Here is a 23651-nt window from a genome sequence, read left to right as displayed (position 1 = left end):
TAGCCCTGCCCTACGCGCCGTTTTTCAGTGACTCTAGCTCTTCCCAGCGCGCAAAAGCGGTTTCCAGCTCCTGCTCAGTCTGAGCCAGATTATCCAGCACCGGTTGCGTCTGATCGTGTGCCTGACTGAAGAAGTCGGGATGACTCATCTTCGCCTGCAGTTCTCCGATACGCGCTTCCAGCTGCTCCAGTTTTTGCGGCAGCTGTTCCAGCTCACGCGCCAGATTGTAGCTGAGTTTATTCACGCTACGCTTCGCATCACCCTTCTCGGCTGCAGGCTTAGAGGCGTTGCCCGTCGCTTTCGCCGGTGCTGCCGCCTTGTGCTGCCGGTAGGCGGCGCGCTGTTGCTGAGCATCGTGATAACCGCCAACAAAGGTACCAATCTCACCGTTGCCTTCAAAAATCCAGCACTCGGTAACGGTATTATCGACGAACTGACGATCGTGGCTCACCAGTAACACGGTGCCCTGATAACCATCAATCAGCTCTTCCAGCAGTTCCAGCGTTTCGACATCGAGGTCGTTAGTCGGTTCATCCAGAATCATCAGGTTGCTGGGACGCAGGAACAGGCGTGCCAGCAGCAGACGGTTACGTTCACCGCCCGAAAGGGCGCGCACCGGCGTCATGGCACGTTTTGGATGGAACAGGAAGTCCTGCAGATAGCCCAGTACGTGGCGCGGTTTGCCGTTGACCAGTACTTCCTGCTTGCCTTCGGCCAGGTTGTCCATCACGGTGCGATCCGGATCCAGTTCAGCGCGATGCTGGTCAAAGTAGGCTACTTCCAGCTTGGTGCCGGAATGCACACGACCATGGTCAGCTTTCAGCTGCTGCAGCATCAGGCGTAGTAAGGTAGTTTTCCCGCAGCCATTTGGTCCGATCAGCGCAATTTTGTCGCCACGCTGAACCTGGGTTGAGAAGTCCTTCACCAGCACTTTGCCATCGACCGCGTAGTCGACATTTTCCAGCTCAAAGACAATCTTGCCGGAACGGGACGCTTCGCCCACCTGCATGTTGGCTTTGCCCATCACTTCGCGGCGTTCTGAATGTTCACGACGCAGCGCTTTCAGCGCACGCACACGGCCTTCGTTGCGGGTACGGCGAGCTTTGATGCCCTGACGGATCCACACCTCTTCCTGCGCCAGTTTGCGGTCGAATTCGGCGTTCTGCATCTCTTCAACGCGCAACGCTTCCTCTTTGCCTTCCAGATAGAGATCGTAGTTGCCTGGCCAGGAGACCAGCTTGCCACGGTCCAGATCGACAATGCGCGTCGCCATGTTGCGGATAAACGAACGGTCATGGGAAATAAAGATGATGCTGCCGGTGAAGTTCTTCAGGAACGTTTCCAGCCAGTCGATGGTTTCGATATCGAGGTGGTTGGTTGGCTCATCCAGCATCAGGACGCGCGGGTTACTCACCAGCGCACGGCCCAGCGCCGCTTTACGCAGCCAGCCGCCCGAGAGCGACGACAGCTCGGTATCGGGCTGCAGACCAATCTGCTCCAGCACGTCATGGATGCGGCTCTCCAGCTGCCACAGATTCTGGTGGTCGAGAATGCTCTGCAGACGCGCCATCTCATTGAGGTTTTTATCGCTGGGATCTTCCATCACCACATGGGAAATGGCGTGATAGGCTTTCAGATGCTCAGCCTGCTCTTCAACGCCCTCGGCCACGAAGTCATACACCGAACCGGTAATATTGCGCGGCGGATCCTGTTGCAGACGCGCCACGACCAGATCGGTTTCATAAATAATGCGGCCATCATCCAGTGGCTGTTCGCCATTGATGATTTTCATCAGCGTGGATTTACCCGCACCGTTACGGCCCACCAGACAGACGCGTTCGTTCTCTTCGATGTGCAGTTCGGTATTGTCTAACAGCGGCGCATCGCTGAAGGAGAGATAAGCGCCGTGGATACTGATTAATGACATGTAAGCTTATTCCTTACCGGCGTGAGTGATCAGCCAGCAGTTGTGAATTTGACGGTTACGCGCGAAGTCCTGCGACTGCGTTTTCTGGGTAATATCCTGCGCCTGCAGGCCCAGTGATTTCAGGCCATCCATGTCCATTTTGAAACCGCGTTTGTTATTGGAGAACATGATGGTGCCGCCGCGACGCAGCAGGCGCTTCAGGTTACGCATCAGCATCATATGATCGCGCTGAACGTCGAAGCTCTCTTCCATACGTTTTGAGTTGGAGAACGTTGGCGGATCGATAAAGATCAGGTCAAAGTTCTCGTCACTCTCATTCAGCCAGCTCAGACAGTCCGCCTGCATCAGACGGTGCTGACGCCCGGTCAGTCCGTTAAGACGCAGGTTGCGCTCCGCCCACTCCAGATAGGTACGCGACATATCTACCGTGGTGGTTGAACGCGCGCCACCCAGACCGGCATGCACACTGGCGGTACCGGTATAGGCAAACAGGTTCAGGAAATCTTTGCCCTGACTCATCTGGCCCAGCATTTTACGGGCAATGCGGTGATCGAGGAACAGGCCGGTATCGAGATAGTCGGTCAGATTCACCCAGAAACGCGCATTAAACTCTTTAACTTCGAAATAGTCGCCCTTCTCGCTGAGCTTCTGATACTGCGCTTTGCCTTTCTGGCGTTCACGCGTTTTCATAATCAGACGGTCGGCAGGCAGTTGCAGCACGCTCAGCGTTGCGCTGATGACATCGAACAGACGCTGACGCGCTTTATCAGGATCGATGGTTTTTGGTGGCGCGTACTCCTGGATAATCACCCAGTCGCCATAGCGATCGACAGCAACGTTATAGTCTGGCAGATCGGCGTCATAAATACGGTAGCATTCAATGCCTTCCTGACGCGCCCACTTCTCCAGTTTCTTCACGTTTTTACGCAGGCGGTTAGCGTAATCTTCCGCAATCTGTCCGGCGCTTTCATGACTGTTAACCGCCAGCTTATAGTTTTTCTGCACGCAATCCAGCGGACCGTTCTTCGCTTTAAACTGGCGATCGGCACGCAGCTGCAGGCAGCTCAGCAGTTCTGGCGAGGCGCTGAACAGCGACAGGTTCCAGCCGCCAAAATGCTGCTTCATCAGACGTCCGAGCTGGCTGTGCAGCGCAATCAGGGCTGGTTCGCTCTCCAGACGTTCACCGTAAGGAGGATTACTCAGCACCGTACCGTGAACCGCCGGATCGACCGGATTAGTCAGCTTCAGCAGATCCTGCTGGCCGAAGGTGAAAAGTTCAAAGACGCCAGCGCGGCGGGCATTCGCCTGCGACCACTCCAGCACCCGACCATTATTGTCGTAGCCAAAGAAGCGCGCCTGAGTGGCAGCCGTACCAGTGCGGGCACGGTTCTGCGCCTCAGTTTTAACCTCCTGCCACAACGCAGCGTTAAACTGGCTCCAGGCGGTGAAGCCCCAGTGCTTGCGCAGCAGGCCAGGCGCACGATCGCAGGCAATCAGTGCGGCTTCAATCAGCAGCGTACCGGAACCACACATCGGATCGATCAGCGGTGTCGTCGGCTCCCAGCCAGAACGCAGCACGATGGCCGCCGCCAGGGTCTCTTTTAACGGCGCCTGACCGGTCTGCTGGCGATAACCACGCTGATGCAGCGAGCTGCCGCTGAGATCCAGCGCAATGCTGGCGCGATCGTCATTCAGCCAGACGTTGACACGGATATCTGCCTGCTCACGATCGACGTTAGGTCGTTCGAGGTTCTGACGGGTAAAGCTGTCCACGATGGCATCTTTAACTTTCAGCGCACCAAACTGGCTGTTACGAATCGAATCGTTGGTGCCGCTGAAATGCACAACAAAGGTTTTGTCGCTGCCGAACATCGTCGGCCAGTCCACGCTCTGCACACCCAGATAGAGATCCAAATCGCTGTAGACGCCAAACTCTCCCAGCGGCAACAGGATGCGTGATGCTAAACGACTCCACATCAGGCTTTGGTACATGGTGCGATCGTCGGCTTCGTAGTGAACGCCTCCCTGCACTACTTGCAAATCCTGCGCGCCCAGCGCGTCCAGCTCACTTTTTAACAGCTCTTCGAGCCCACGCGCCGTGCTGGCAAACAGAGAATTCATATCGTCACTTTTTAACTCTTGAGAAAATTGTCGCGCATTATAGCGAATCGGAGACCTATGTCATAAAGTTAGCTTCTTTTGTGCTGCGCGTCGGGTTCAAGGAGAACACCATGATCACGCTTTCCCGCTTATTTATTCATCCTGTGAAGTCGATGCGGGGATTAGCGCTGTCACACGCGCTGGTCACTGACAGCGGACTGGCATTTGATCGTCTGTTTATGGTGACCGAACCTGATGGCACCTTTATTACCGCGCGTCAGCACCCGGAGATGGTGCGCTTCACGCCCGCGATTTTACCGGATGGCCTGCTGCTGACGGCCCCGGATGGCAGTCACTCCCTGATCCGCTTCAGCGATTTCGATGAGCAGGATCACCCCACCGAAGTCTGGGGAAATCATTTCACCGCGCGCATAGCGCCGCCTGCGATTAACCAATGGCTGAGCCAGTTCTTCCCGCGTGAGGTTCAGTTGCGCTGGGTCGGGCCGCAACCCAGCCGCCGGGTTAAAGCGTTTAATCATATTCCGCTGAGCTTTGCCGACGGCTTTCCGTTTTTGCTGATCAACAACGCGTCGCTGCATGATCTGCAACAGCGCTGCCCGGCCAGCGTCCGTGCCGAACAGTTTCGTCCGAATCTGGTCGTCAGCGGCGCTGCCGCATGGGATGAAGACAGCTGGGCGGAGATTCAGATTGGCGACGTGATATTCGAGGTGCCTAAGCCATGCAGTCGCTGCGTGCTCACCACTGTCAGCACCGAGACCGGCGTTAAGCATCCTGCCGGTCATCCACTGGCCACGCTGCAGACGTTCCGCACCGCCCTGGATGGCAGCGGGGATATTGATTTCGGTCTGAACTTAGTGGCGCGCAACAGTGGGGTGGTGCGCGCCGGTGATGAGATGATTGTTCTGAAACGTCATGCACCGCGCAGCTATGGTGCCGGTGAAGTGGTCGAAACACTGAAACCAAAGCAGCAGGCTCCTGATGCCGTGACTATCACGTTTCAGGGTCAGACGTTCACCGGGGATAATCAGCAGGTATTACTGGATCAGCTGGAGATGCAGGGCTTCCGGATCCCCTACTCCTGTCGGGCGGGACTGTGCGGCAGTTGCAAGCTGAGTCTGGTCGCGGGTGAGGTTAAGGCGCTGAAACAGAGCGCCCTGCGTCAGGACGGCACGCTGTTGAGCTGCAGCTGTATTCCGGCTGGCGATGTAGAACTAAGGTAGTCAGACTGCGCGGGCGTAGCGCGGCGCGACATCCTGATACAGGGGCTGCAGGCGATCGTTCATCACCTTGATGGCATCGCCGAGCACCATGTTTTTTCCGGCCAGCGTCAATCCCGGCTGCGCCAGCAGGCAGAGCGCCGCATTATCGCCACTCTCAACCACCAGCAGTCGTGCCTGCGTTCCCTCTTCTGCCAGCGTAACCTGTACCATTTCACCGGGACGGGGCTTCATTGCCGGAGCATAAGAGGCGAAATGCCAGCTTTTCGGCATCAGTGGCTTGAGGAAGCGTGCAGCGACCAGCGCATTTAACACCAGTTCGGCGCGATGGCTGCCACTGAGTTTGCACTGACGGCAGGTCTCTTCAAAGGTGTAATAAAGGGCGGCGTCATCGACACAAAAACCCGATTCAGTGAAGGCATCCGGCGTGAGCATCTTGCGGGAATAACGGGAACGGAAAAGCATACCGTCTGCCAGGTCGAGCATCATTCGGTCGTGGCTGTTGTCAAAATACCAACGCCAGTTATCATCGGGTTTAATTTTCATCGTGTGCCCTGTATTTACCGCTGCGCCAAAAATCACGCAGAATTCAGCGAAAAAAGAAACATAAGGAAAAGCTGAAAAAGCGTGCAACAGGACAAAATATAAACGAGCCGAGGGGATAAATAAACCCCCCGGCCAATGATTGTGAGAATTGTCTTAGAGATGGGTGACGATATCTTTAATTAAGCCTGGCCCCTGATAAATAAAGCCTGAATAAATCTGAACCAGTGTTGCCCCGGCGGCGATTTTTTCACGCGCTGCCGTCAGAGAATCGATCCCGCCTACGCCAATAATCGGCAACCGTCCCTGCAGTTCCTGAGAGAGGCGCTGTATCACCGCCGTGCTGCGCGACTGCACTGGCCGTCCACTTAACCCACCCGCTTCTTCAGCATGCTTAAGACCGCTCACCAGCGAACGATCGAGCGTGGTATTGCTGGCAATCACGCCATCAATCTGATGACGAATTAAACTGTCCGCGACCTGAATTAACTCTTCTTCAGAGAGATCGGGCGCAATTTTTACGGCCAGCGGAACATATTTCAGATGACGCTGTTCCAGCTCTTTTTGTTTCTGTTTGATGGAAGAAAGCAGATCATCCAGCGCCTCGCCATATTGCAGCGAACGTAAACCTGGGGTGTTAGGTGAGGAAATATTGATGGCGATATAACCGGCGTGGGCATAAACCTTTTCCATGCAGATCAGATAATCATCTTTGCCCTGCTCGACCGGCGTATCTTTATTTTTACCGATATTGATCCCCAGCACGCCGTTAAAGCGCGCTTTCTTCACGTTTTCAACCAGGTGATCAACACCCAGATTATTAAACCCCATCCGATTGATAATTCCGCCCGCTTCCACCAGACGAAACATGCGTGGCTTATCGTTCCCCACCTGGGCGCGCGGCGTGACGGTGCCGACTTCAACAAAGCCAAAGCCCATCGCCGCAAACGCATCGATGCACTCTGCGTTCTTATCCAGACCCGCCGCCAGGCCCAGGGCATTCTTAAAGGTCAGTCCCATACAGGTGACCGGACGCGACGGCAGATTCTGGCGATAAAACATCTCCAGTGGGGTGCCGTTCATAAAACGCAGTTGCTGAAAGGTGAGTTCGTGTGCGCGTTCGGGATCAAGTTTAAACAGCGCCGGTCGGACGATAGGATAAAACATGCACTCTCCTGAAGGACGGAAGCGATCGTGAAAGTCGGTGCACGGGAAATTGTGCGCCAGAATGGTAAAGTGCTCTGGCGCAAAAGTAAATCGAACAGCGGGGAAGCGTGAAGTTAACTGAAAATGCTTTGATCTTACGCGGCGGAATCGTTTACGGGTTGATTTTTCACCTCAGAGGGAAAGAGATATTCCCGCAGGATGCCGTGACGTTGCATGATGCCAAAAATACCGAGACAGACGAACGCTTCAGCCCCGACCATCGACCATGCGGCACCGATTGCGCCAAACTTCCACGCCAGGAAACAGCAGAGCGGCACGTTAACCACACCAGCGGCCATCATCACCCACATACGCTGGCGGGCCAGACCATGTGGGATCAGAATCTGTAATCCAGCCGGGTAGGCAATGTTGCCAAACAGGAAGCAGAGCACAAAGACGCGCAGCACATCCGCTGACTGGATAAAGTCTTTACCCAGCAATATTGAGACCACCAGGTCAGCAAAGAACCAGGTGAAGATTACAATCGACAGACTCAGGGAGAACGACAGCAGCAGGCTTTTGCGTGTCGCGGCAATCGCGGCCCGTTTATCCCGGCCGAACAGGTGGCTGACGCGCGGGAAGAAGGCGCTGCCGATCTGCTCCGGCACAGAGTTGGCCGCTTTACGCAGGCGATCGGCGCCGTTGTAGATCCCGACCATGTAAGTAGAAGCAAAGGTGGCGAGAATCACCACGTTGACGCTGTTGAAAAGGTTAGCGCCGGCAATGGCGATAAATACATCCATGCTGTCGGTGATGCGCTGTTTGATTTCGCGTGGTTCAAAGCGATAGCGGCCAATGACTTTCATCTCCAGCACAAACTTCAGCGTAATCGCCGCGCTGATAATGGAGACCGCGCCAGGGATCAGGGCAGCCAGCCAGGTATCCTGCGGAGATTTCACCAGCAAAAAGGTCAGCGGAATCGCACAGAAGTTACCGAAGGTGGCGATCATCGCCGTCTTACCCAACTTCTCAAAGCCCTGCATCAGCCAGCCGAATGAAAACAGCGAGCCGACTAGCGTGGTGCAGTTCGCCAGAATGATGAAGAACAGAGGATGCCAGGAGGGATTGAACCACGTCGCAGTCAGCAGCGTGCCGCTGGTGACCACCAGCAGCATCAGCTTGGCGTTAAACGTTGACCAGAAGAGCTGGCTAACGCGTTCTTTGTCATCACGATGGTGAGCAATATCTTTGGTGGTAAAGACATTGAATCCCCAGTCGGAGATGGTGCTGCAATAGAGGACGCAGGCGATCGCCAGCGCCAGCGTACCCATCTGCTCTACGCCCAGAACGCGGGCAAGATAGGGCAGCGTGGCCAGCGGAAACAGAAACGATGCGCCACGGTAAGCCAGCAGCGAGAAAATATTAATAACCAGACTTTTATCGAGTACTTTTGCCATGTCGCAACAACCTTATACACATTGCATGTCTCACCTTCTCATTTCGCTAAGGCATAAACAATATCGCTTCACATTTTTCAGAATCAGGCTGCGCGCTTGAGCTCTTTTTTAACCTTGTAATGCTGCAGCGCAATAAAGAGTTCCGGGCGATTAAACAACAACCACTCTTTAAGATTTTCTGATTTTACATTACGACCCATAAAGCGAATGGCATTACAGACATATTCCGGCACTGGCGTTTTATTATAGAGAGACAAATAGATCATCAGACGGAACGAGTGAAGTAAATAAGATTTTTCCAGCGAACTACGCCAGGCTGATTTAGGGAGCGAACTGGTTAACGTATTATAAGCATGCATAAAAGCGTCATAGCGCTGATAGAAAAACTCATTGCCTTTGGTACTGTTGGTCAGTGAACCACTGCGGATGCGCTGCTTATAATAGACCTGACGGCTGACCCATGCGTGCTGGCATTTCATAAACACGGAGAGCGTAAAGTTGTGGTCTTCATGAATCCGACGTACAAAGCGCAACTTATGCTGTTCAATGACGCTTTTTCTTAAGGCGTAATTCCAGACGGCAGAGGTATATCTGCCATTACGCAGCAGGCGCAGAAAGACCTCCTGTGGTTTCTGCTGGCCAAACTGGTCATGCTTCACTTTTGGCGAGGTGATATCAATGTGGCCATCTTCATAGACGCAGGAGTTAAAACAGAAAAGATCCGTTTCAGGATGCTTCTCCGCCACCATTGCCAGCTCAGTGACGAGGCCATCAACCACGACATCATCCGGGTCACAGAAAAAGAGAAACTGACCCTTTGCCAGTGCAATGCCGGTGTCCCGTGCATTGCCGAGGCCGCCATTTTCAATGGTGATCACTTTCACCTGAGAAAGGTGCGCATAATTCTGTTCAATTAAGGCTAATGTTCCATCAGTAGATCCATCATTCACAATGATTATTTCATTGGGCGCTTTAACCTGGCGTAATAACGAATCGACGCACTCTACAATATATTTCTCAACATTGTAGGTTGGAATAATAACGGATAACAGGATGTCAGACATATGCAATTCTCTGCTGTTAGAAAATGACAATACGATTCACCTGCCTGATGCAGGTTCTGACCAGAGGCGAAACGTCGAAAAGAGTAAGGCGCGATTATTATGATTGCTTTCATTGAGCCCGATTATCTTAAACCTGTAATGCGAAAAAAGACCAGCCGTAAAAATCATCTTAATGTTTCATGTGAGCATCACTCTTAACGAAAGTGCATCTATAGCCCGCAGTAATGTTAAAACCGTTGAGGATCGATTTAAATTAGCCCTGCAAAGCAGACGTAACCAGATTCAGAAATCTGTAAGCGAACATCTGAAACGATGAATAAGTTCAGCATTCCTTCATTATTATTACAGTTTGCTTTCTGCAATAAATCTTAATCTTTGGCAGAGGCTGCCGCAGATAAGCTGATTCTGTGCTGCTTCGTCGCGCTATTTTGTCAGCCGTTGTGCTTTATGGCCGCGCCACTCTCAGAAAAAATGATTAAGCAATCAGACGAAAGATATTTTTTCTGCTCAACCGACACATTTTGACGATCTCGTATCATGCCCCTTAATGAATTGTTCCGCTGCCAGCGCTTAATTTAAGAATTATCGGAAGCGGCGATGCTGACATCTGTCGCAACGCCTTCTATTTGCAGATTTCACCCTTACTTTGCCGGATAAATCATTTAAGCCCACTCCCCTGCTCTGACAGTATGAAGGCATAAGTTCTCAACATTTGATAATCAATAACTTTTAGTTATAAGGAGTGATGATGCGAGTTATTACGCTGGCAGGCAGCCCACGATTCCCCTCCCGCTCAACCTCACTGCTGACGCTGTGTCAGCACAAGCTGGAGGCGCGTGGTATTGAAGTCATTCCGTGGAATATTCACAACTTTCAGCCTGACGATTTAATCAATGCGCGTTTTGATGCACCTGCGCTTCTCGCCCTGCGTGACGATCTGGCTTCGGCTGATGGACTGATTATTGCGACACCTATCTATAAAGCGTCGTTTTCGGGTGCGCTGAAGACGCTGCTCGATCTGCTGCCTGAACGCGCACTGGAACACAAAGTCGTTTTACCGCTGGCCAGCGGCGGCAGTGCCGGTCATATGCTGGCGCTGGACTACGCCCTGAAGCCGGTGCTCAGCGCCTTAAAGGCGCAGGAGATCCTGCATGGTGTTTATGCCGAGGATCATCAGATCAGTCATTACGACCGTCAGCCCGAACTGCAGGATTCACTGTCACAGCGCCTGGATGAGGCCGTCTCCGCCTTCTGGCTGGCACTGACCCGTCACCACCACCCCGTTGCGCAAGCGGTATAAGGAAGCGATCGATGAAGCTGAGATTAGGAAAGTGGCTGGTGGCCGGACTTCTGCTGGCCGGCCTCCAGGTACAGGCCGCCGAATCCGATCCGTCTGAGATTCGCATCGGCTATCAGAAAGGTTCGGTCAGCATGGTGCTGGCGAAGTCACATCAGTTACTGGAGAAGCGTTTTCCCCATACCCGGATTAAGTGGATCGAGTTCCCTGCAGGTCCGCAAATGCTGGAAGCGCTGAATATCAACAGTATCGACCTGGGCAGTACCGGTGATCTTCCCCCGCTGTTTGCCCAGGCCGCGGGCGCGGATCTGCTTTATGTCGGCGCGGAGCCGCCAAAACCCAAAGCGGAAGTGATTCTGGTGCCAAAAAGCAGCCCGCTGAAACAGGTTGCGGATCTGAAAGGCAAGAAAGTGGCTTTCCAGAAAGGCTCCAGCTCTCACAACTTACTGCTGCGCGCCTTACAGCAGGCGGGTCTGACCTTTAAAGACATCACGCCGGTCTATCTCACCCCCGCCGATGCGCGCGCCGCCTTCCAGCAGGGTGACGTTGATGCCTGGGCAATCTGGGACCCCTACTATTCATCGGTGCTGCTGCAGGGGAATTCGCGCCTGCTGATTGATGGCAGCTCCCTTAACCTGACCGGCTCCTTTTATTTAGCGACCCGCAGCTACGCCGAAGCCCATGGCGCGTTTATTCAGCAGGTGCTCGACACCTTCAGTTCTGCTGACGCGCTGACAATCAGCCAGCGTCAGCAGAGCACCACGTTACTTGCGCAGGCGATGGGCTTGCCCGAACCGGTTATCGCCAGCTACCTCAGCCATCGGCCACCCACCCGCATTTCGCCGGTCAGTGCCGAAACTGCCGCAGCTCAGCAGCGCACCGCTGACCTGTTCTATGCCAATCATCTCTTGCCAGTAAAAGTGACGATCCAGGATCGCATCTGGCATCCGCATACCGTGACGCAATAAGGAGCAACAATGAGCGTATCCATTTTCTGGTTCCTGCCGACGCATGGCGACGGCCACTATCTTGGTACCGCCGAAGGGGCGCGACCGGTTGATCACGCCTATCTGCAACAGGTGGCGCAGGCCGCTGACCGCCTCGGTTTTGGTGGCGTACTGATCCCGACCGGCCGCTCCTGTGAAGATGCCTGGCTGGTTGCCGCCTCGCTGATTCCGGTGACGCAGCGCCTGCGATTCCTGGTGGCGTTGCGTCCTGGGGTGATTTCACCAACCCAGGCAGCGCGTCAGGCCGCTACGCTGGACCGTCTTTCTAACGGACGTGCGCTGTTTAATCTGGTGACCGGCGGCGATCCGGAAGAGCTGGCGGGCGACGGTGTGTTCCTGGATCACCGCGAGCGTTACGCGGAATCCGCCGAGTTTACCCGCGTCTGGCGTCGGGTGCTGGAAGGCGAAACCGTCGATTATGAAGGCAAGCACGTGAAGGTACGCGGTGCGCGTCTGATGTTTAAACCGGTGCAGCAGCCTCGTCCCCCGCTGTGGTTTGGTGGCTCTTCTGAACCCGCCCAGGAGCTGGCGGCCGAACAGGTCGATGTCTACCTCACCTGGGGCGAACCCCCTGCGCAGGTTAAAGAGAAGATTGATCAGGTGCGCGCGAAAGCGGCAGCCCAGGGACGCACCGTCCGGTTCGGCATCCGTCTGCATGTGATCGTGCGTGAAACCAATGAAGAGGCCTGGCAGGCCGCAGACAAACTGATTGCCAATGTGGATGACGCCACCATCGCGAAAGCGCAGGCGGCGTTCCAGCGGGCAGATTCTGTGGGGCAGCGCCGGATGGCCGCACTGCATGGCGGTCGCCGCGACAAGCTCGAAATCAGCCCTAACCTGTGGGCAGGCGTCGGCCTGGTGCGCAGCGGAGCCGGGACCGCGCTGGTCGGCGATGGCCCGACCGTGGCCGCACGCATCAAAGAGTATGAAGCGCTGGGCATTGAGACCTTCATCCTGTCGGGTTATCCGCACCTGGAAGAGGCTTATCGCGTCGGCGAACTGCTGTTCCCGCATCTTGACCTGCAGGTTCCACTGGTGCCCCAGCCGCGCGTGGTTCAGGCACACGGTGAAGCGGTAGCCAACGATTTTACCCCTGAGAAAAAAGTCGCCCGGGGCTGAGGAGAGCATGATGACCAGAACCCGAAAACGCCTTGCTGATACGCTGGTGCCCTGGCTGCTGCCGACGCTGCTGGTGGTGGTGTGGCAGATTGCCTCGCAAACCGGCTGGTTGTCGACCCGTATTCTGCCCGCACCGGAGAAAATTGTGACCACCTTCTGGCAGCTGACCGCCAGTGGTGAACTCTGGCAGCACCTGGCGATCAGTAGCTGGCGGGCGCTGATCGGCTTCAGTATCGGCGGCTCTATCGGCCTGCTGCTCGGGCTGATTACCGGCACCTCCAGAACCGGTGAACGACTGCTGGATACCTCGGTACAGATGCTGCGCAATGTGCCGCATCTGGCGCTGATCCCGCTGGTAATCCTCTGGTTCGGTATTGATGAGTCCGCCAAGATCTTTCTGGTGGCGCTGGGGACGCTGTTCCCGATCTACCTGAATACTTATCACGGCATCCGCAACATCGATCGCGGGCTGGTTGAAATGGCGCGCAGCTATGGCCTTTCCGGCTGGAGCCTGTTTATCCAGGTGATCCTGCCCGGCGCGCTGCCCAATATCATGGTCGGCGTGCGTTTCGCGCTGGGCCTGATGTGGCTGACGCTGATTGTCGCAGAGACCATCTCTGCCAACGCGGGTATCGGCTATCTGGCCATGAACGCGCGTGAATTCCTGCAGACCGATGTGGTGGTGGTCGCTATTATTCTTTACGCCCTGCTCGGCAAACTGGCGGATGTCGCTGCGTTGTTGCTTGAACGTGTCTGGCTGCGCTGGCATCCCGCTTATCAACTGAAGGAGGAGAACGCATGAGTCAGACTCTCTCACCGGCGCGCCTTAACACCGGCACCCCGGTTGGCGTTAACGGCGTCAGCAAACAGTATGGCAGCCGCACCATTCTGAATAAGATTGACCTGCATATTCCCTCAGGTCAGTTTGTGGCGGTGGTGGGTCGCAGCGGCTGTGGCAAAAGCACGCTGCTGCGCCTGCTGGCCGGTCTCGAACAGAGCTCCAGCGGTGAACTGCTGGCAGGCAATGCGCCGCTGCAGTCGGCACGTGAAGATACCCGCCTGATGTTTCAGGATGCGCGACTGCTGCCGTGGAAAAAAGTGATCGATAACGTCGGGCTGGGTCTGCGCGGACGCGAATGGCGCAGCGCGGCGCTGGATGCGCTGGCGGCGGTAGGCCTCGCCGATCGGGCTGATGAGTGGCCAGCCGCCCTCTCCGGCGGCCAGAAACAGCGCGTCGCACTGGCCAGAGCGCTGATCCACCGGCCCGGTTTACTGCTGCTGGATGAACCGCTGGGGGCGCTGGATGCCCTGACCCGCATTGAAATGCAGGGATTGATTGAGTCACTGTGGCAGCAGCATCACTTTACCGTACTGCTGGTCACGCATGATGTCAGTGAAGCGGTGGTGATGGCAGATCGCGTGCTGTTGATCGAAGAGGGTCAAATCGGGCTGGATCTGCTGGTGGATCTGCCCCGTCCCCGCCGCCGCGGATCGGCGCGGCTGGCCGAGCTGGAAGCAGAGGTACTGGATCGGGTCATGCAGCGTACGGAGCAACCGCAGCCGGTTCGTTTCGCGCAGCAGCGCTAAAAAAGGGGAGTGTCTCAGACACTCCCCTTTTTAATTATCAGGCGTTCAGTGCCCGGGTAATTTTCTCGTAGAGGTCGCCAGAGAGTTTATCCAGCTCCAGCAGTTGCTCCAGCGCCTGGCGCATCATCGCCTGACGGCCTTCGTCATAACGTTTCAGGCGAATCAGCGGCTCCACCATCCGCGCCGCAACCTGCGGATTGCGGGTGTTGAGGTCGGTAAGCATCTCCACCAGGAACTTATAACCGCTGCCATCTTTAGCATGGAAGGCGGCCGGGTTAGCCGAGGCAAAGGCACCCACCAGCGAGCGAACACGGTTCGGATTACTCATGGTGAAGGAGCGATGGTTCAGAAGCTGACGCACATTGCGCATCACGTTAGCGGCCGGACTGGTCGCCTGCAGCACAAACCATTTGTCCATCACCAGACCATCCTGATGCCAGCGCTCATCGTAAGCTGCCAGCAGCGCATCACGGCACGGTAACTGTGCCGCAACCGCAGCAGAAAGCGCCGCCAGCGCATCGGTCATGTTGGTCGCCTGGTGATACTGCGTCTGCACCAGTTTATCCGCCAGCTGCGCATCGCTGAAGGCGAGATAGGTCAGGCAGATATTTTTCAGGCTGCGCTGACCAATCGCGTCATGCTCGACGCGGTATTCAGGCTGCTGATTGGCGTTGTAGATCGCAAAAAACTCATCGGCCAGTTCGCGTGCCAGCGTGCGTTGCAGCGCGTCACGCACCAGCGCAATCGCCTGCGGATCGATAGTATCAAACAGCTCGGCAATCTCATTTTCCGACGGCAGCGTCAGAATCAGCGCGGTCAGTGCCGGGTCGCAGTCGGTATCCAGCAGCACCGCGCGGAAGGCATCGGCCACATGCAGCGGCAGTGACAGATGCTGGCCCTGCTGATAGCGGGCGACATTCAGACGGATATAGGTCGCCAGCAGGCTCTGAGCCGCATCCCAGCGGGATAAGTCGTTGCGTGCATGACGCATCAGGAAGGTGAGCTGAGCATCACTCCATTTGTAATCGAGCTTCACCGGGGCAGAGAATTCGCGCAGCAGCGACGGCACTGGCTGGAAGTAGACATTATCGAAAATAAAGGTCTGGAACTCCTCGGTCACATTCAGCACATGATGTACCGGATGACCATTATTCTGCAGCGGGATCACCTTGCCTTCGCCATCATAGAGTTCAATATCCAGCGGGATATGCAGCGGCAGCTTCTCTTTCTGATCGGCAGTCGCAGGCGTGTGCTGCGTGACGTGCAGCGTATACTGCTCCAGCTCCGGGTTGTAATCGTCGCGCACCGTCAGCACTGGCGTACCGGACTGGCTGTACCAGCGGCGGAACTGCGACAGGTCAACATTCGAGGCATCTTCCATCGCCTGAACAAAATCATCACAGGTGGCGGCGCTGCCGTCGTGGCGATCAAAATAGAGCTTCATGCCCTTCTGGAAATTCTCTTCACCCAGCAGGGTATGCATCATACGGATCACTTCTGACCCTTTTTCATACACCGTCAGGGTATAGAAGTTGTTCATCTCGATGACCTGATCCGGACGGATCGGGTGTGCCATCGGGCTGGCATCTTCGGCGAACTGCGCACCGCGTACGATACGCACGTTATCAATGCGGTTCACCGCACGTGAACCCAGATCAGAGCTGAACTCCTGATCGCGGAACACCGTCAGTCCCTCTTTCAGGCTGAGCTGGAACCAGTCGCGGCAGGTCACGCGGTTACCGGTCCAGTTATGGAAATATTCGTGACCGATAACCGCTTCAATGCCCAGGTAATCTTTGTCCGTCGCCGTTTCCGCTTTAGCCAGCACATATTTGGCGTTGAAGACGTTAAGGCCTTTGTTCTCCATGGCGCCCATGTTGAAGAAGTCCACCGCCACGATCATAAAGATGTCGAGGTCATACTCCAGACCGAAACGCTCTTCATCCCACTTCATGCTGTTTTTCAGCGAGGTCATCGCCCAGTCGGCACGGTCGAGGTTACCGCGATCGACGAAGATCTCCAGCGCCACATCACGTCCTGAACGGGTGGTGAAGCTGTCGCGCAGCACGTCGAAATCGCCCGCCACCAGCGCAAACAGGTAGCAGGGTTTCGGGAACGGATCCTGCCACTTCACCCAGCTGCGACCCTGCTCATCCCGGCCGCTGTCAATCCGGTTACCGTTGGAGAGCAGGAATGGATAGCGCTCACCGTCGGCATAAATGGTGGTGGTAAAGCGCGCCAGCACGTCGGGGCGATCGAGATACCAGGTAATATGACGGAAGCCTTCAGCCTCACATTGGGTGCAGAGCGCCTCGCCCGATTTATACAGCCCTTCCAGCGCGGTATTCTGATCCGGGTGAATATCGTTAATAATTTTCAGGGTGAAGCTTTCCGGCAGCTGGCTGATGACCAGTGCGCCCTCTTCTTCACGGAAGGCCGTCCAGGCTTGCCCGTCGACCTCCAGCGCAATCAGCGTTAACGCTTCGCCGTCCAGTCGCAGCTCAGCCTGGCTGTCGCCCAGTCGTTTAACCTGGCTGATGGCCGTTACACGAGTGGTGGACGCATCCAGTTCAAAAGTTAAATCGATATCGGTGATGGTGTACTCAGGCGCACGGTAGTCGTGGCGATACTTGATTTGGGGCTGTTGCGTCATATTGCGTCTCGCGTTGTTATAAGTTTACCGGCAAAGTCTAAGCTTGTTACTACAAGCTTGCCACGCACAATGCACCTAAAGGGTGAAATGGCTACACTTTGTTAACAATGGCACAGATTGGCCTCGACCCGCCCGTCTGAAATATGCTGTGATCGGCTTCAGATAGTGAATTATACTTTTGCGTCTTTATGACTGTGTACAACACCGGGCTCTGCGCCACCGAACAGGATGCTGAAACGCGCCATGACAGGACATGCTTCCCCGATACTGACCTCGCTGCTGGATACGGACGCCTATAAGCTCCATATGCAGCAGGCCGTTTTCCACCGCTATCATGACATAACGGTGGCGGCGGAGTTTCGCTGCCGCGGCGACGAACTGCTGGGTCTCTACGCTGACGAAATTCGTGACGCGATAACCGCAATGCAACACCTGGCGCTGACTGATGATGAAGCGACCTGGTTGTCTCACCTTCCCTTCTTCCAGCAGGATTACCTCAGCTGGTTACGCCAGTTCCGCTATAACCCGGATCAGGTTGAGGTGCGCAATCATCATGGCAAGCTGGAACTCCGTATTCAGGGGCCGTGGCGAGAAGTGATCATGTGGGAGGTGCCGCTGCTGGCGCTGATCAGTGAGATTGTGCATCGTCATCGCACGCCGCAGGTCACTACTCAGCAGGCACTTGACCACTTACATCAGAAACTCGGCGACTTTAAAGGCCAGGTGGCTGACCTTGATATGTCACGCTTCCGCCTGATGGATTTCGGCACCCGTCGTCGCTATTCGCAGGATGTGCAGCAGTCGATCGTCTCAACGCTGAAACAGGATTTCCCATGGCTGATTGGCACCAGTAATTATGATCTGGCGCGCCGTCTGTCACTGACGCCGGTGGGAACACAGGCGCACGAGTGGTTCCAGGCCTTCCAGCAGATCAGTCCGGTACTGGCCAACAGCCAGCGCGCGGCGCTGCAGGCGTGGCTGGATGAGTATGACGATAAGCTGGGCATCGCCCTCACCGATTGCATCGCCATGGACGCCTTTCTGCGCGATTTCGGCCCGGTGTTTGCCCGCCGCTACCAGGGACTGCGCCACGACTCCGGCGATCCGGTCGAATGGGGCGAGAAAGCACTCGCCCACTACCAGAAGCTGGGTATCGATCCGCAAAGCAAACACCTGGTCTTTTCTGACAACCTGAATCTCGACAAAGCGCTGGCGCTTTACCGCCACTTTGGCCAGCGGACTAACGTCGTGTTCGGCATCGGTACCCGCCTCACCTGCGATATTCCGGGCGTGACGCCACTTAACATCGTTATCAAACTGGTGCAGTGCAATGGCAAGCCGGTGGCGAAACTCTCAGACAGCCCGGGCAAAACTATCTGCCAGGATAAAGCCTTTGTCAGAGCCCTGCGTAAAGCTTTTGATCTGCCGCTGGTGAAAAAAGCGAGTTAATCCTCTTCTTATCGGGGCGTTGATACGCCCCGCCTCTGCTGTAATAAATCTGCTTTCCCCCTGAATTTTGCTTGTTTCCTGAAGACTCGCAAGTAACATAGCAAAACCCCGGATGGGGCAACTTTTTACTCACTTCTTCTATATAGAGAGATATTTATGAGCGTAGTGCCTGTAGCGGACGTACTGCACGGTCGCGTCGCGGTTGACAGTGAAGTCACCGTACGTGGTTGGGTGCGTACCCGAAGAGATTCCAAAGCCGGTCTTTCCTTCATCGCTGTCTATGACGGCTCCTGCTTTAATCCCGTTCAGGCTGTCGTCAATAATTCTCTGAATAATTATCAGGATGAAGTGCTGCGTCTGACCACGGGCTGTTCCGTTATCGTCACCGGTAAAGTGGTGGCCTCGCCGGGTCAGGGCCAGGCGTTTGAGATTCAGGCGACCAGCCTGGAAGTCGTGGGCTGGGTGGAAGATCCCGACAGCTACCCGATGGCGGCGAAACGCCACAGTATCGAGTATCTGCGCGAAGTAGCTCACCTGCGTCCGCGCACCAACCTGATTGGCGCGGTCGCCCGCGTTCGCCACACCCTGGCGCAGGCGCTGCATCGCTTCTTCCATGAAAATGGCTATTTCTGGGTCTCGACTCCGCTGATTACCGCCTCCGATACCGAAGGTGCCGGCGAAATGTTCCGAGTCTCTACGCTGGATATGGAAAATCTGCCGCGTAACGATCAGGGCAAAGTTGACTTCAGCGAAGATTTCTTTGGTAAAGAGGCGTTCCTGACCGTTTCAGGTCAGCTGAATGGCGAAACCTATGCCAGCGCCCTGTCGAAGATCTACACCTTCGGTCCGACGTTCCGCGCAGAGAACTCCAACACCAGCCGCCATCTGGCGGAATTCTGGATGCTGGAGCCGGAAATCGCTTTTGCCTCACTGGATGATGCCGCTGCACTGGCCGAATCAATGCTGAAGTATGTCTTCAACGCGGTGCTGGAAGAGCGTGCCGATGACATGGCCTTCTTTGCTGAGCGGGTAGATAAAGAGGCGGTTGAGCGTCTGCAGCGTTTCATCACCACCGATTTCGCGCAGGTGGATTATACCGATGCGGTTGAGATCCTGATGAACTGCGGTCAGACCTTCGAAAACCCGGTTTCCTGGGGTATTGACCTCTCCTCTGAGCATGAGCGTTACCTGGCCGAGAAACACTTTAAAGCGCCGGTGGTGGTGAAAAACTATCCGAAAGACATTAAAGCGTTCTATATGCGCCTGAATGACGATGGCAAAACCGTGGCGGCGATGGATGTTCTGGCGCCAGGCATTGGTGAGATCATTGGCGGTTCACAGCGTGAAGAACGTCTGGATGTCCTGGATGCGCGTCTGGAAGAGATGGGTCTGAATAAAGAAGATTACTGGTGGTATCGTGACCTGCGTCGCTACGGTACCGTGCCACATTCTGGCTTTGGATTAGGCTTTGAACGTTTAATCGCCTATGTCACCGGCGTACAAAATGTCAGGGACGTAATCCCCTTCCCGCGCACCCCACGCAACGCGAGTTTCTGATATTCGGCATTAAATATAAGAAATTCATATATATAACGAGGTCGGCACTGCCGGCCTTTTTTTATTTTTGTAAATTTTGAGTTCTCTCACAAAGTTCCGTGTTTTTTACATTTTGTAATACATATTTTCTTACTGAAACAAGATTACGAGTTTAGTAGCATTTAAGCGCTAGAATTACGGCGGGTGGGATGGAAAGATGCGTGCAGACACAGGAAGACACCAAACTTCGTTCAGGGTTCCCGTAAAGGTTTCTTGACGGCAGTGGCAGGTGTACAAATAACTCCAATGAGGGTAATGAATAATGATGAAGCGCAATATTCTTGCAGTGGTTATCCCTGCTCTGTTAGTAGCTGGCGCAGCAAACGCTGCAGAAATCTATAACAAAGACGGCAACAAACTGGACCTGTACGGTAAAGTGGATGCGCGTCACCAATTCTCTGATAGCGCTGGTGATGATGGCGATCAGACTTATGTGCGCTTCGGCTTCAAAGGCGAAACCCAGATTAATGACCAGCTGACCGGTTACGGCCAGTGGGAATACAACATTCAGGCGAACAAATCTGAAGGTGATGACGCACGGGACGGCACCAAAACCCGTCTGGGCTTCGCGGGTCTGAAATTCGGCGATGCCGGTTCAATCGACTACGGCCGTAACTACGGTCTGGTTTACGATGCAATCGGCTGGACCGATATGCTGCCAGTATTTGGTGGTGACTGGGGCGGCTCAGACAGCTTTATGAACGGTCGTAGCACCGGCCTGCTGACCTACCGCAACACCAACTTCTTCGGCCTGGTTGATGGCTGGGACTTTGCTGCTCAGTATCAGGGTAAAAACGAACGTACCGCAATCGATCGTGCTAACGGTGACGGCTATGCATTCTCAACTTCATATACCTTACCAATTGGTGTAGGCATTGTTGGTGCGTATAGCAGCAGCGACCGTACAAATTCGCAGGCAGCGGGTGTTGCTGTGAATGGTAACGTAGTTGGTCAGGGCAAACGTGCTGAGAACTGGGCAACCGCGCTGAAATATGATGCGAACAACGTTTACCTGGCAGCGCTGTACGGTGAGGGCCGTAACTCTTCCGTTATCGGCATCCCTGTAGCTAACACTACCGACTCAGTGACTGCATTTGCCAATAAGAGCCAGACTATTGAATTAGTTGCTCAATACCAGTTCGACTTCGGTCTGCGTCCATCCGTTGCATACGTGCAGCAGAAAGGCAAAGATATCGAAGGTATCGGCGATGCTGACCTGTACAAATACATCGACGTTGGCGCGACTTACTACTTCAACAAAAACATGTCTACCTATGTTGATTACAAAATCAACCAGCTGGATGACAACAACCCACTGAATCTGAACACAGACGACATTGTTGGTGTAGGCCTGGTTTACCAGTTCTAATTCCGCTTTAAACATGTTTAAAAACGGGGCTAAGTCCCCGTTTTTTTATGGCTGCTATTCCCAACAGGTGCGTTTTTCCCCGCGCCGTTACCCCGCTTTAATCACTGCATTTCCCCGTCGCGCAATCCGCCCTGCAAAATGTATGAATTTGTCTCGCAAACGGTTGGCATTTGTCTGGCCGGACGCTAACCTGAGAGCTCTTTTCGCTAAAGTTCACGCTAATGGACCTGACACATGTTTGAATCGATCTCTGCTGCACCCGCCGATCCTATTCTTGGGCTGGCCGATCTGTTTCGTGCTGACGACCGCCCGGAAAAAATCAATCTGGGCATTGGCGTCTATAAAGACGAAACCGGCAAGACCCCGGTGCTGACCAGTGTTAAAAAAGCTGAGCAATATCTGCTGGAAAATGAAACCACCAAAAACTATCTCAGTATTGATGGTCTGGCTGATTTTGCCCGTTGCACACAGGCCCTGCTGTTTGGCAACCAGAGCCCGCTAATCACCGCTGGCCGCGCTCGCACGGCTCAGACACCGGGTGGCACAGGCGCGCTACGCGTTGCAGCCGATTTCCTCGCCACGCAAACATCGGTGAAGCGGGTCTGGATCAGCAATCCAAGCTGGCCGAATCACAACAACGTGTTTAACGCTGCCGGTCTTGAGGTCTGTGAATACCACTATTACGACCCGGCAAACCATACACTCGATTTCGATGGTATGCTGGCGTCACTGCAGCAGGTTCAGCCAGGCGACGTGGTGCTGTTCCACGGCTGCTGCCATAACCCGACCGGTATCGACCCGACCGCTGAGCAGTGGCAACAGCTGGCGCAGCTGTCACAGGCCAACGGCTGGCTGCCGTTGTTCGACTTCGCTTACCAGGGTTTTGCCCGTGGTCTGGAGGAAGATGCTGAAGGCCTGCGTATTTTTGCCGCCTCGCATCAGGAACTGATCGTCGCCAGCTCTTACTCCAAGAATTTCGGCCTGTATAACGAGCGTGTCGGTGCCATCACGCTGGTTGCCGCCGATGCGAGCGTGGCTGATACCGCGTTCAGTCAGGTGAAGTACACCATTCGCGCCAACTACTCCAATCCGCCGGCACATGGCGCCGCCATCGTCGCCACCATTCTGGGCAACGATACCCTGCGTACCATCTGGGAGCAGGAGCTGTCGGACATGCGTCAGCGCATTCAGCGCATGCGCCAGCTCTTCGTAAACACGCTGGCGGAGAAAGGCGCACAGCGCGACTTCAGCTTTATTATTAAGCAGAACGGCATGTTCTCGTTCAGTGGCTTAACCAAAGAGCAGGTCATTCGCCTGCGTGAAGAGTTTGGCGTCTACGCGGTGAACTCAGGGCGGGTGAATGTGGCGGGCATGACGCCAGACAATATGTCGGCGCTGTGCGAAGCCATTGTCGCCGTGCTGTAAGCAGGATGACCGAATTGAAAAATGGGCCTGCTGGCCCATTTTTTATTGCAGGAAAGGATTGCTGATGCGTTCATGCCCCAGCGTAGAAATCGGGCCGTGACCGGGCAGAAAAGTGACATCATCGCCCAGCGGCAGCAGTTTCGTGCGGATAGCATCGATTAACTGCTGATGATCGCCCTGCGGGAAGTCTGTGCGTCCCACACCACCATTAAAAATCACGTCACCTGAAATCAGTAACCGTCCTGGCCAATCGAAGAACACCACGTGGCCAGGCGAATGGCCCGGACAGTGCAGGACTTCCAGCGTGGTCAGCCCTACCTGTACGCTCTCCCCCTCTTCCAGCCAGCGATCGGGGGTAAAAGGCGCGCATTCATCAAGTCCGAACATCCGGCTCTGGGTAGGCAGCGCTTCCAGCCAGAATGCATCACGCTTTTGCGGTCCGACAATCGGAATCTGCCAGAAGGCAGCCAGCTCGACGGCGGCCCCGACATGATCAAGGTGTCCATGAGTCAGCAGAATCTGGGAAGGTTTAAGCTGGCGTTGTTCCAGCGTCTCTTTGATCAGATCGGCATCGCCGCCTGGATCAACCAGCGCGGCTTCACGAGTGGACTCGCACCAGATAACTGAACAGTTCTGGGCAAAGGCGGTAACAGGAATAATGTGGTAATTCATAA

Annotated in this window: 18 protein-coding genes; 10 read left to right on the top strand and 8 right to left on the bottom strand. The window is 55.0% G+C overall.

The genetic code is table 11. The features are described from left to right. Positions 1-10 precede the first annotated feature (10 nt). Entirely contained in the window at positions 11-1927 is a 1917-nt protein-coding gene (locus PAG01S_RS00405) for an ABC transporter ATP-binding protein (RefSeq protein WP_031592840.1), read from the bottom strand. A gap of 6 nt (positions 1928-1933) precedes the next feature. Continuing rightward, complete coding sequence (gene rlmKL / locus PAG01S_RS00400) at positions 1934-4048, bottom strand: bifunctional 23S rRNA (guanine(2069)-N(7))-methyltransferase RlmK/23S rRNA (guanine(2445)-N(2))-methyltransferase RlmL (protein ID WP_062757344.1); 2115 nt, start codon at positions 4046-4048, stop codon at positions 1934-1936. Between the two features lie 110 nt (positions 4049-4158). Between rlmKL and PAG01S_RS00395 the strand changes: the two genes are divergently transcribed. After that, entirely contained in the window at positions 4159-5268 is a 1110-nt protein-coding gene (locus PAG01S_RS00395) for a YcbX family protein (RefSeq protein ID WP_062757342.1), read from the top strand. On the opposite strand, the gene PAG01S_RS00390 is transcribed toward PAG01S_RS00395, so the two are convergent. The 4 genes from PAG01S_RS00390 to PAG01S_RS00375 form a co-directional block, all read right to left on the bottom strand. Beyond that, positions 5269-5811: a cell division protein ZapC gene (locus PAG01S_RS00390; protein WP_062757341.1), complete on the bottom strand. Its 543-nt coding sequence runs from the start codon at positions 5809-5811 to the stop codon at positions 5269-5271. 153 nt (positions 5812-5964) lie between these two features. After that, a complete protein-coding gene (gene pyrD, locus PAG01S_RS00385; protein WP_062757339.1) occupies positions 5965-6975 on the bottom strand; it encodes a quinone-dependent dihydroorotate dehydrogenase in 1011 nt (336 codons plus the stop codon). 134 nt (positions 6976-7109) lie between these two features. Continuing rightward, complete coding sequence (locus PAG01S_RS00380) at positions 7110-8411, bottom strand: flippase (protein ID WP_010254996.1); 1302 nt, start codon at positions 8409-8411, stop codon at positions 7110-7112. A gap of 83 nt (positions 8412-8494) precedes the next feature. Then, entirely contained in the window at positions 8495-9475 is a 981-nt protein-coding gene (locus tag PAG01S_RS00375) for a glycosyltransferase family 2 protein (protein WP_062757337.1), read from the bottom strand. Between the two features lie 748 nt (positions 9476-10223). On the opposite strand from PAG01S_RS00375, the gene ssuE reads away from it, so the two are divergent. From ssuE to ssuB, 5 genes are read left to right on the top strand one after another with little or no spacing between them, the layout of a single operon-like run. Further along, positions 10224-10775, top strand: a complete 552-nt coding sequence (gene ssuE, locus PAG01S_RS00370; RefSeq protein ID WP_045140577.1) for an NADPH-dependent FMN reductase — start codon at positions 10224-10226, stop codon at positions 10773-10775. A gap of 11 nt (positions 10776-10786) precedes the next feature. Beyond that, positions 10787-11740 carry a sulfonate ABC transporter substrate-binding protein gene (locus tag PAG01S_RS00365; RefSeq protein ID WP_010254990.1) on the top strand — a complete coding sequence of 318 codons (954 nt, stop codon included), beginning with the start codon at positions 10787-10789 and terminating at the stop codon, positions 11738-11740. 9 nt (positions 11741-11749) lie between these two features. Then, the gene (ssuD, locus tag PAG01S_RS00360) at positions 11750-12898 is read left to right on the top strand and encodes an FMNH2-dependent alkanesulfonate monooxygenase (protein WP_022625932.1); all 1149 of its coding nucleotides are present in this window, start codon (positions 11750-11752) and stop codon (positions 12896-12898) included. 10 nt (positions 12899-12908) lie between these two features. Further along, complete coding sequence (gene ssuC / locus PAG01S_RS00355; protein ID WP_010254987.1) at positions 12909-13700, top strand: aliphatic sulfonate ABC transporter permease SsuC; 792 nt, start codon at positions 12909-12911, stop codon at positions 13698-13700. Next, entirely contained in the window at positions 13697-14485 is a 789-nt protein-coding gene (gene ssuB, locus PAG01S_RS00350) for an aliphatic sulfonates ABC transporter ATP-binding protein (protein WP_033757170.1), read from the top strand. Before ssuC ends, ssuB begins: the two co-directional genes overlap by 4 nt. Before the next feature lie 37 nt (positions 14486-14522). On the opposite strand, the gene pepN is transcribed toward ssuB, so the two are convergent. Further along, on the bottom strand, positions 14523-17138 hold the full coding sequence (pepN, locus tag PAG01S_RS00345; protein ID WP_062757336.1) for an aminopeptidase N: 2616 nt from the start codon (positions 17136-17138) through the stop codon (positions 14523-14525). Positions 17139-17381: 243 nt separating this feature from the next. Between pepN and pncB the strand changes: the two genes are divergently transcribed. From pncB to PAG01S_RS00325, 4 genes are all read left to right on the top strand, one after another. After that, a complete protein-coding gene (gene pncB / locus PAG01S_RS00340; RefSeq protein WP_061901609.1) occupies positions 17382-18587 on the top strand; it encodes a nicotinate phosphoribosyltransferase in 1206 nt (401 codons plus the stop codon). 156 nt (positions 18588-18743) lie between these two features. After that, entirely contained in the window at positions 18744-20144 is a 1401-nt protein-coding gene (asnS, locus tag PAG01S_RS00335; RefSeq protein ID WP_010254981.1) for an asparagine--tRNA ligase, read from the top strand. A gap of 301 nt (positions 20145-20445) precedes the next feature. Next, on the top strand, positions 20446-21552 hold the full coding sequence (gene ompC, locus PAG01S_RS00330; protein WP_061901610.1) for a porin OmpC: 1107 nt from the start codon (positions 20446-20448) through the stop codon (positions 21550-21552). A gap of 234 nt (positions 21553-21786) precedes the next feature. Further along, positions 21787-22977: an amino acid aminotransferase gene (locus tag PAG01S_RS00325; protein ID WP_062757334.1), complete on the top strand. Its 1191-nt coding sequence runs from the start codon at positions 21787-21789 to the stop codon at positions 22975-22977. Positions 22978-23019: 42 nt separating this feature from the next. On the opposite strand, the gene PAG01S_RS00320 is transcribed toward PAG01S_RS00325, so the two are convergent. Further along, the gene (locus PAG01S_RS00320) at positions 23020-23649 is read right to left on the bottom strand and encodes an MBL fold metallo-hydrolase (protein ID WP_062757333.1); all 630 of its coding nucleotides are present in this window, start codon (positions 23647-23649) and stop codon (positions 23020-23022) included. Between the last annotated feature and the right edge of the window lie 2 nt (positions 23650-23651).

The sequence above is a fragment of the Pantoea agglomerans NBRC 102470 genome (assembly GCF_001598475.1).
In the GTDB taxonomy this organism is placed as follows: domain Bacteria; phylum Pseudomonadota; class Gammaproteobacteria; order Enterobacterales; family Enterobacteriaceae; genus Pantoea; species Pantoea agglomerans.
Note: the sequence above shows the minus strand (reverse complement) of the source record. Positions and strands in the feature narration are given on the sequence as shown.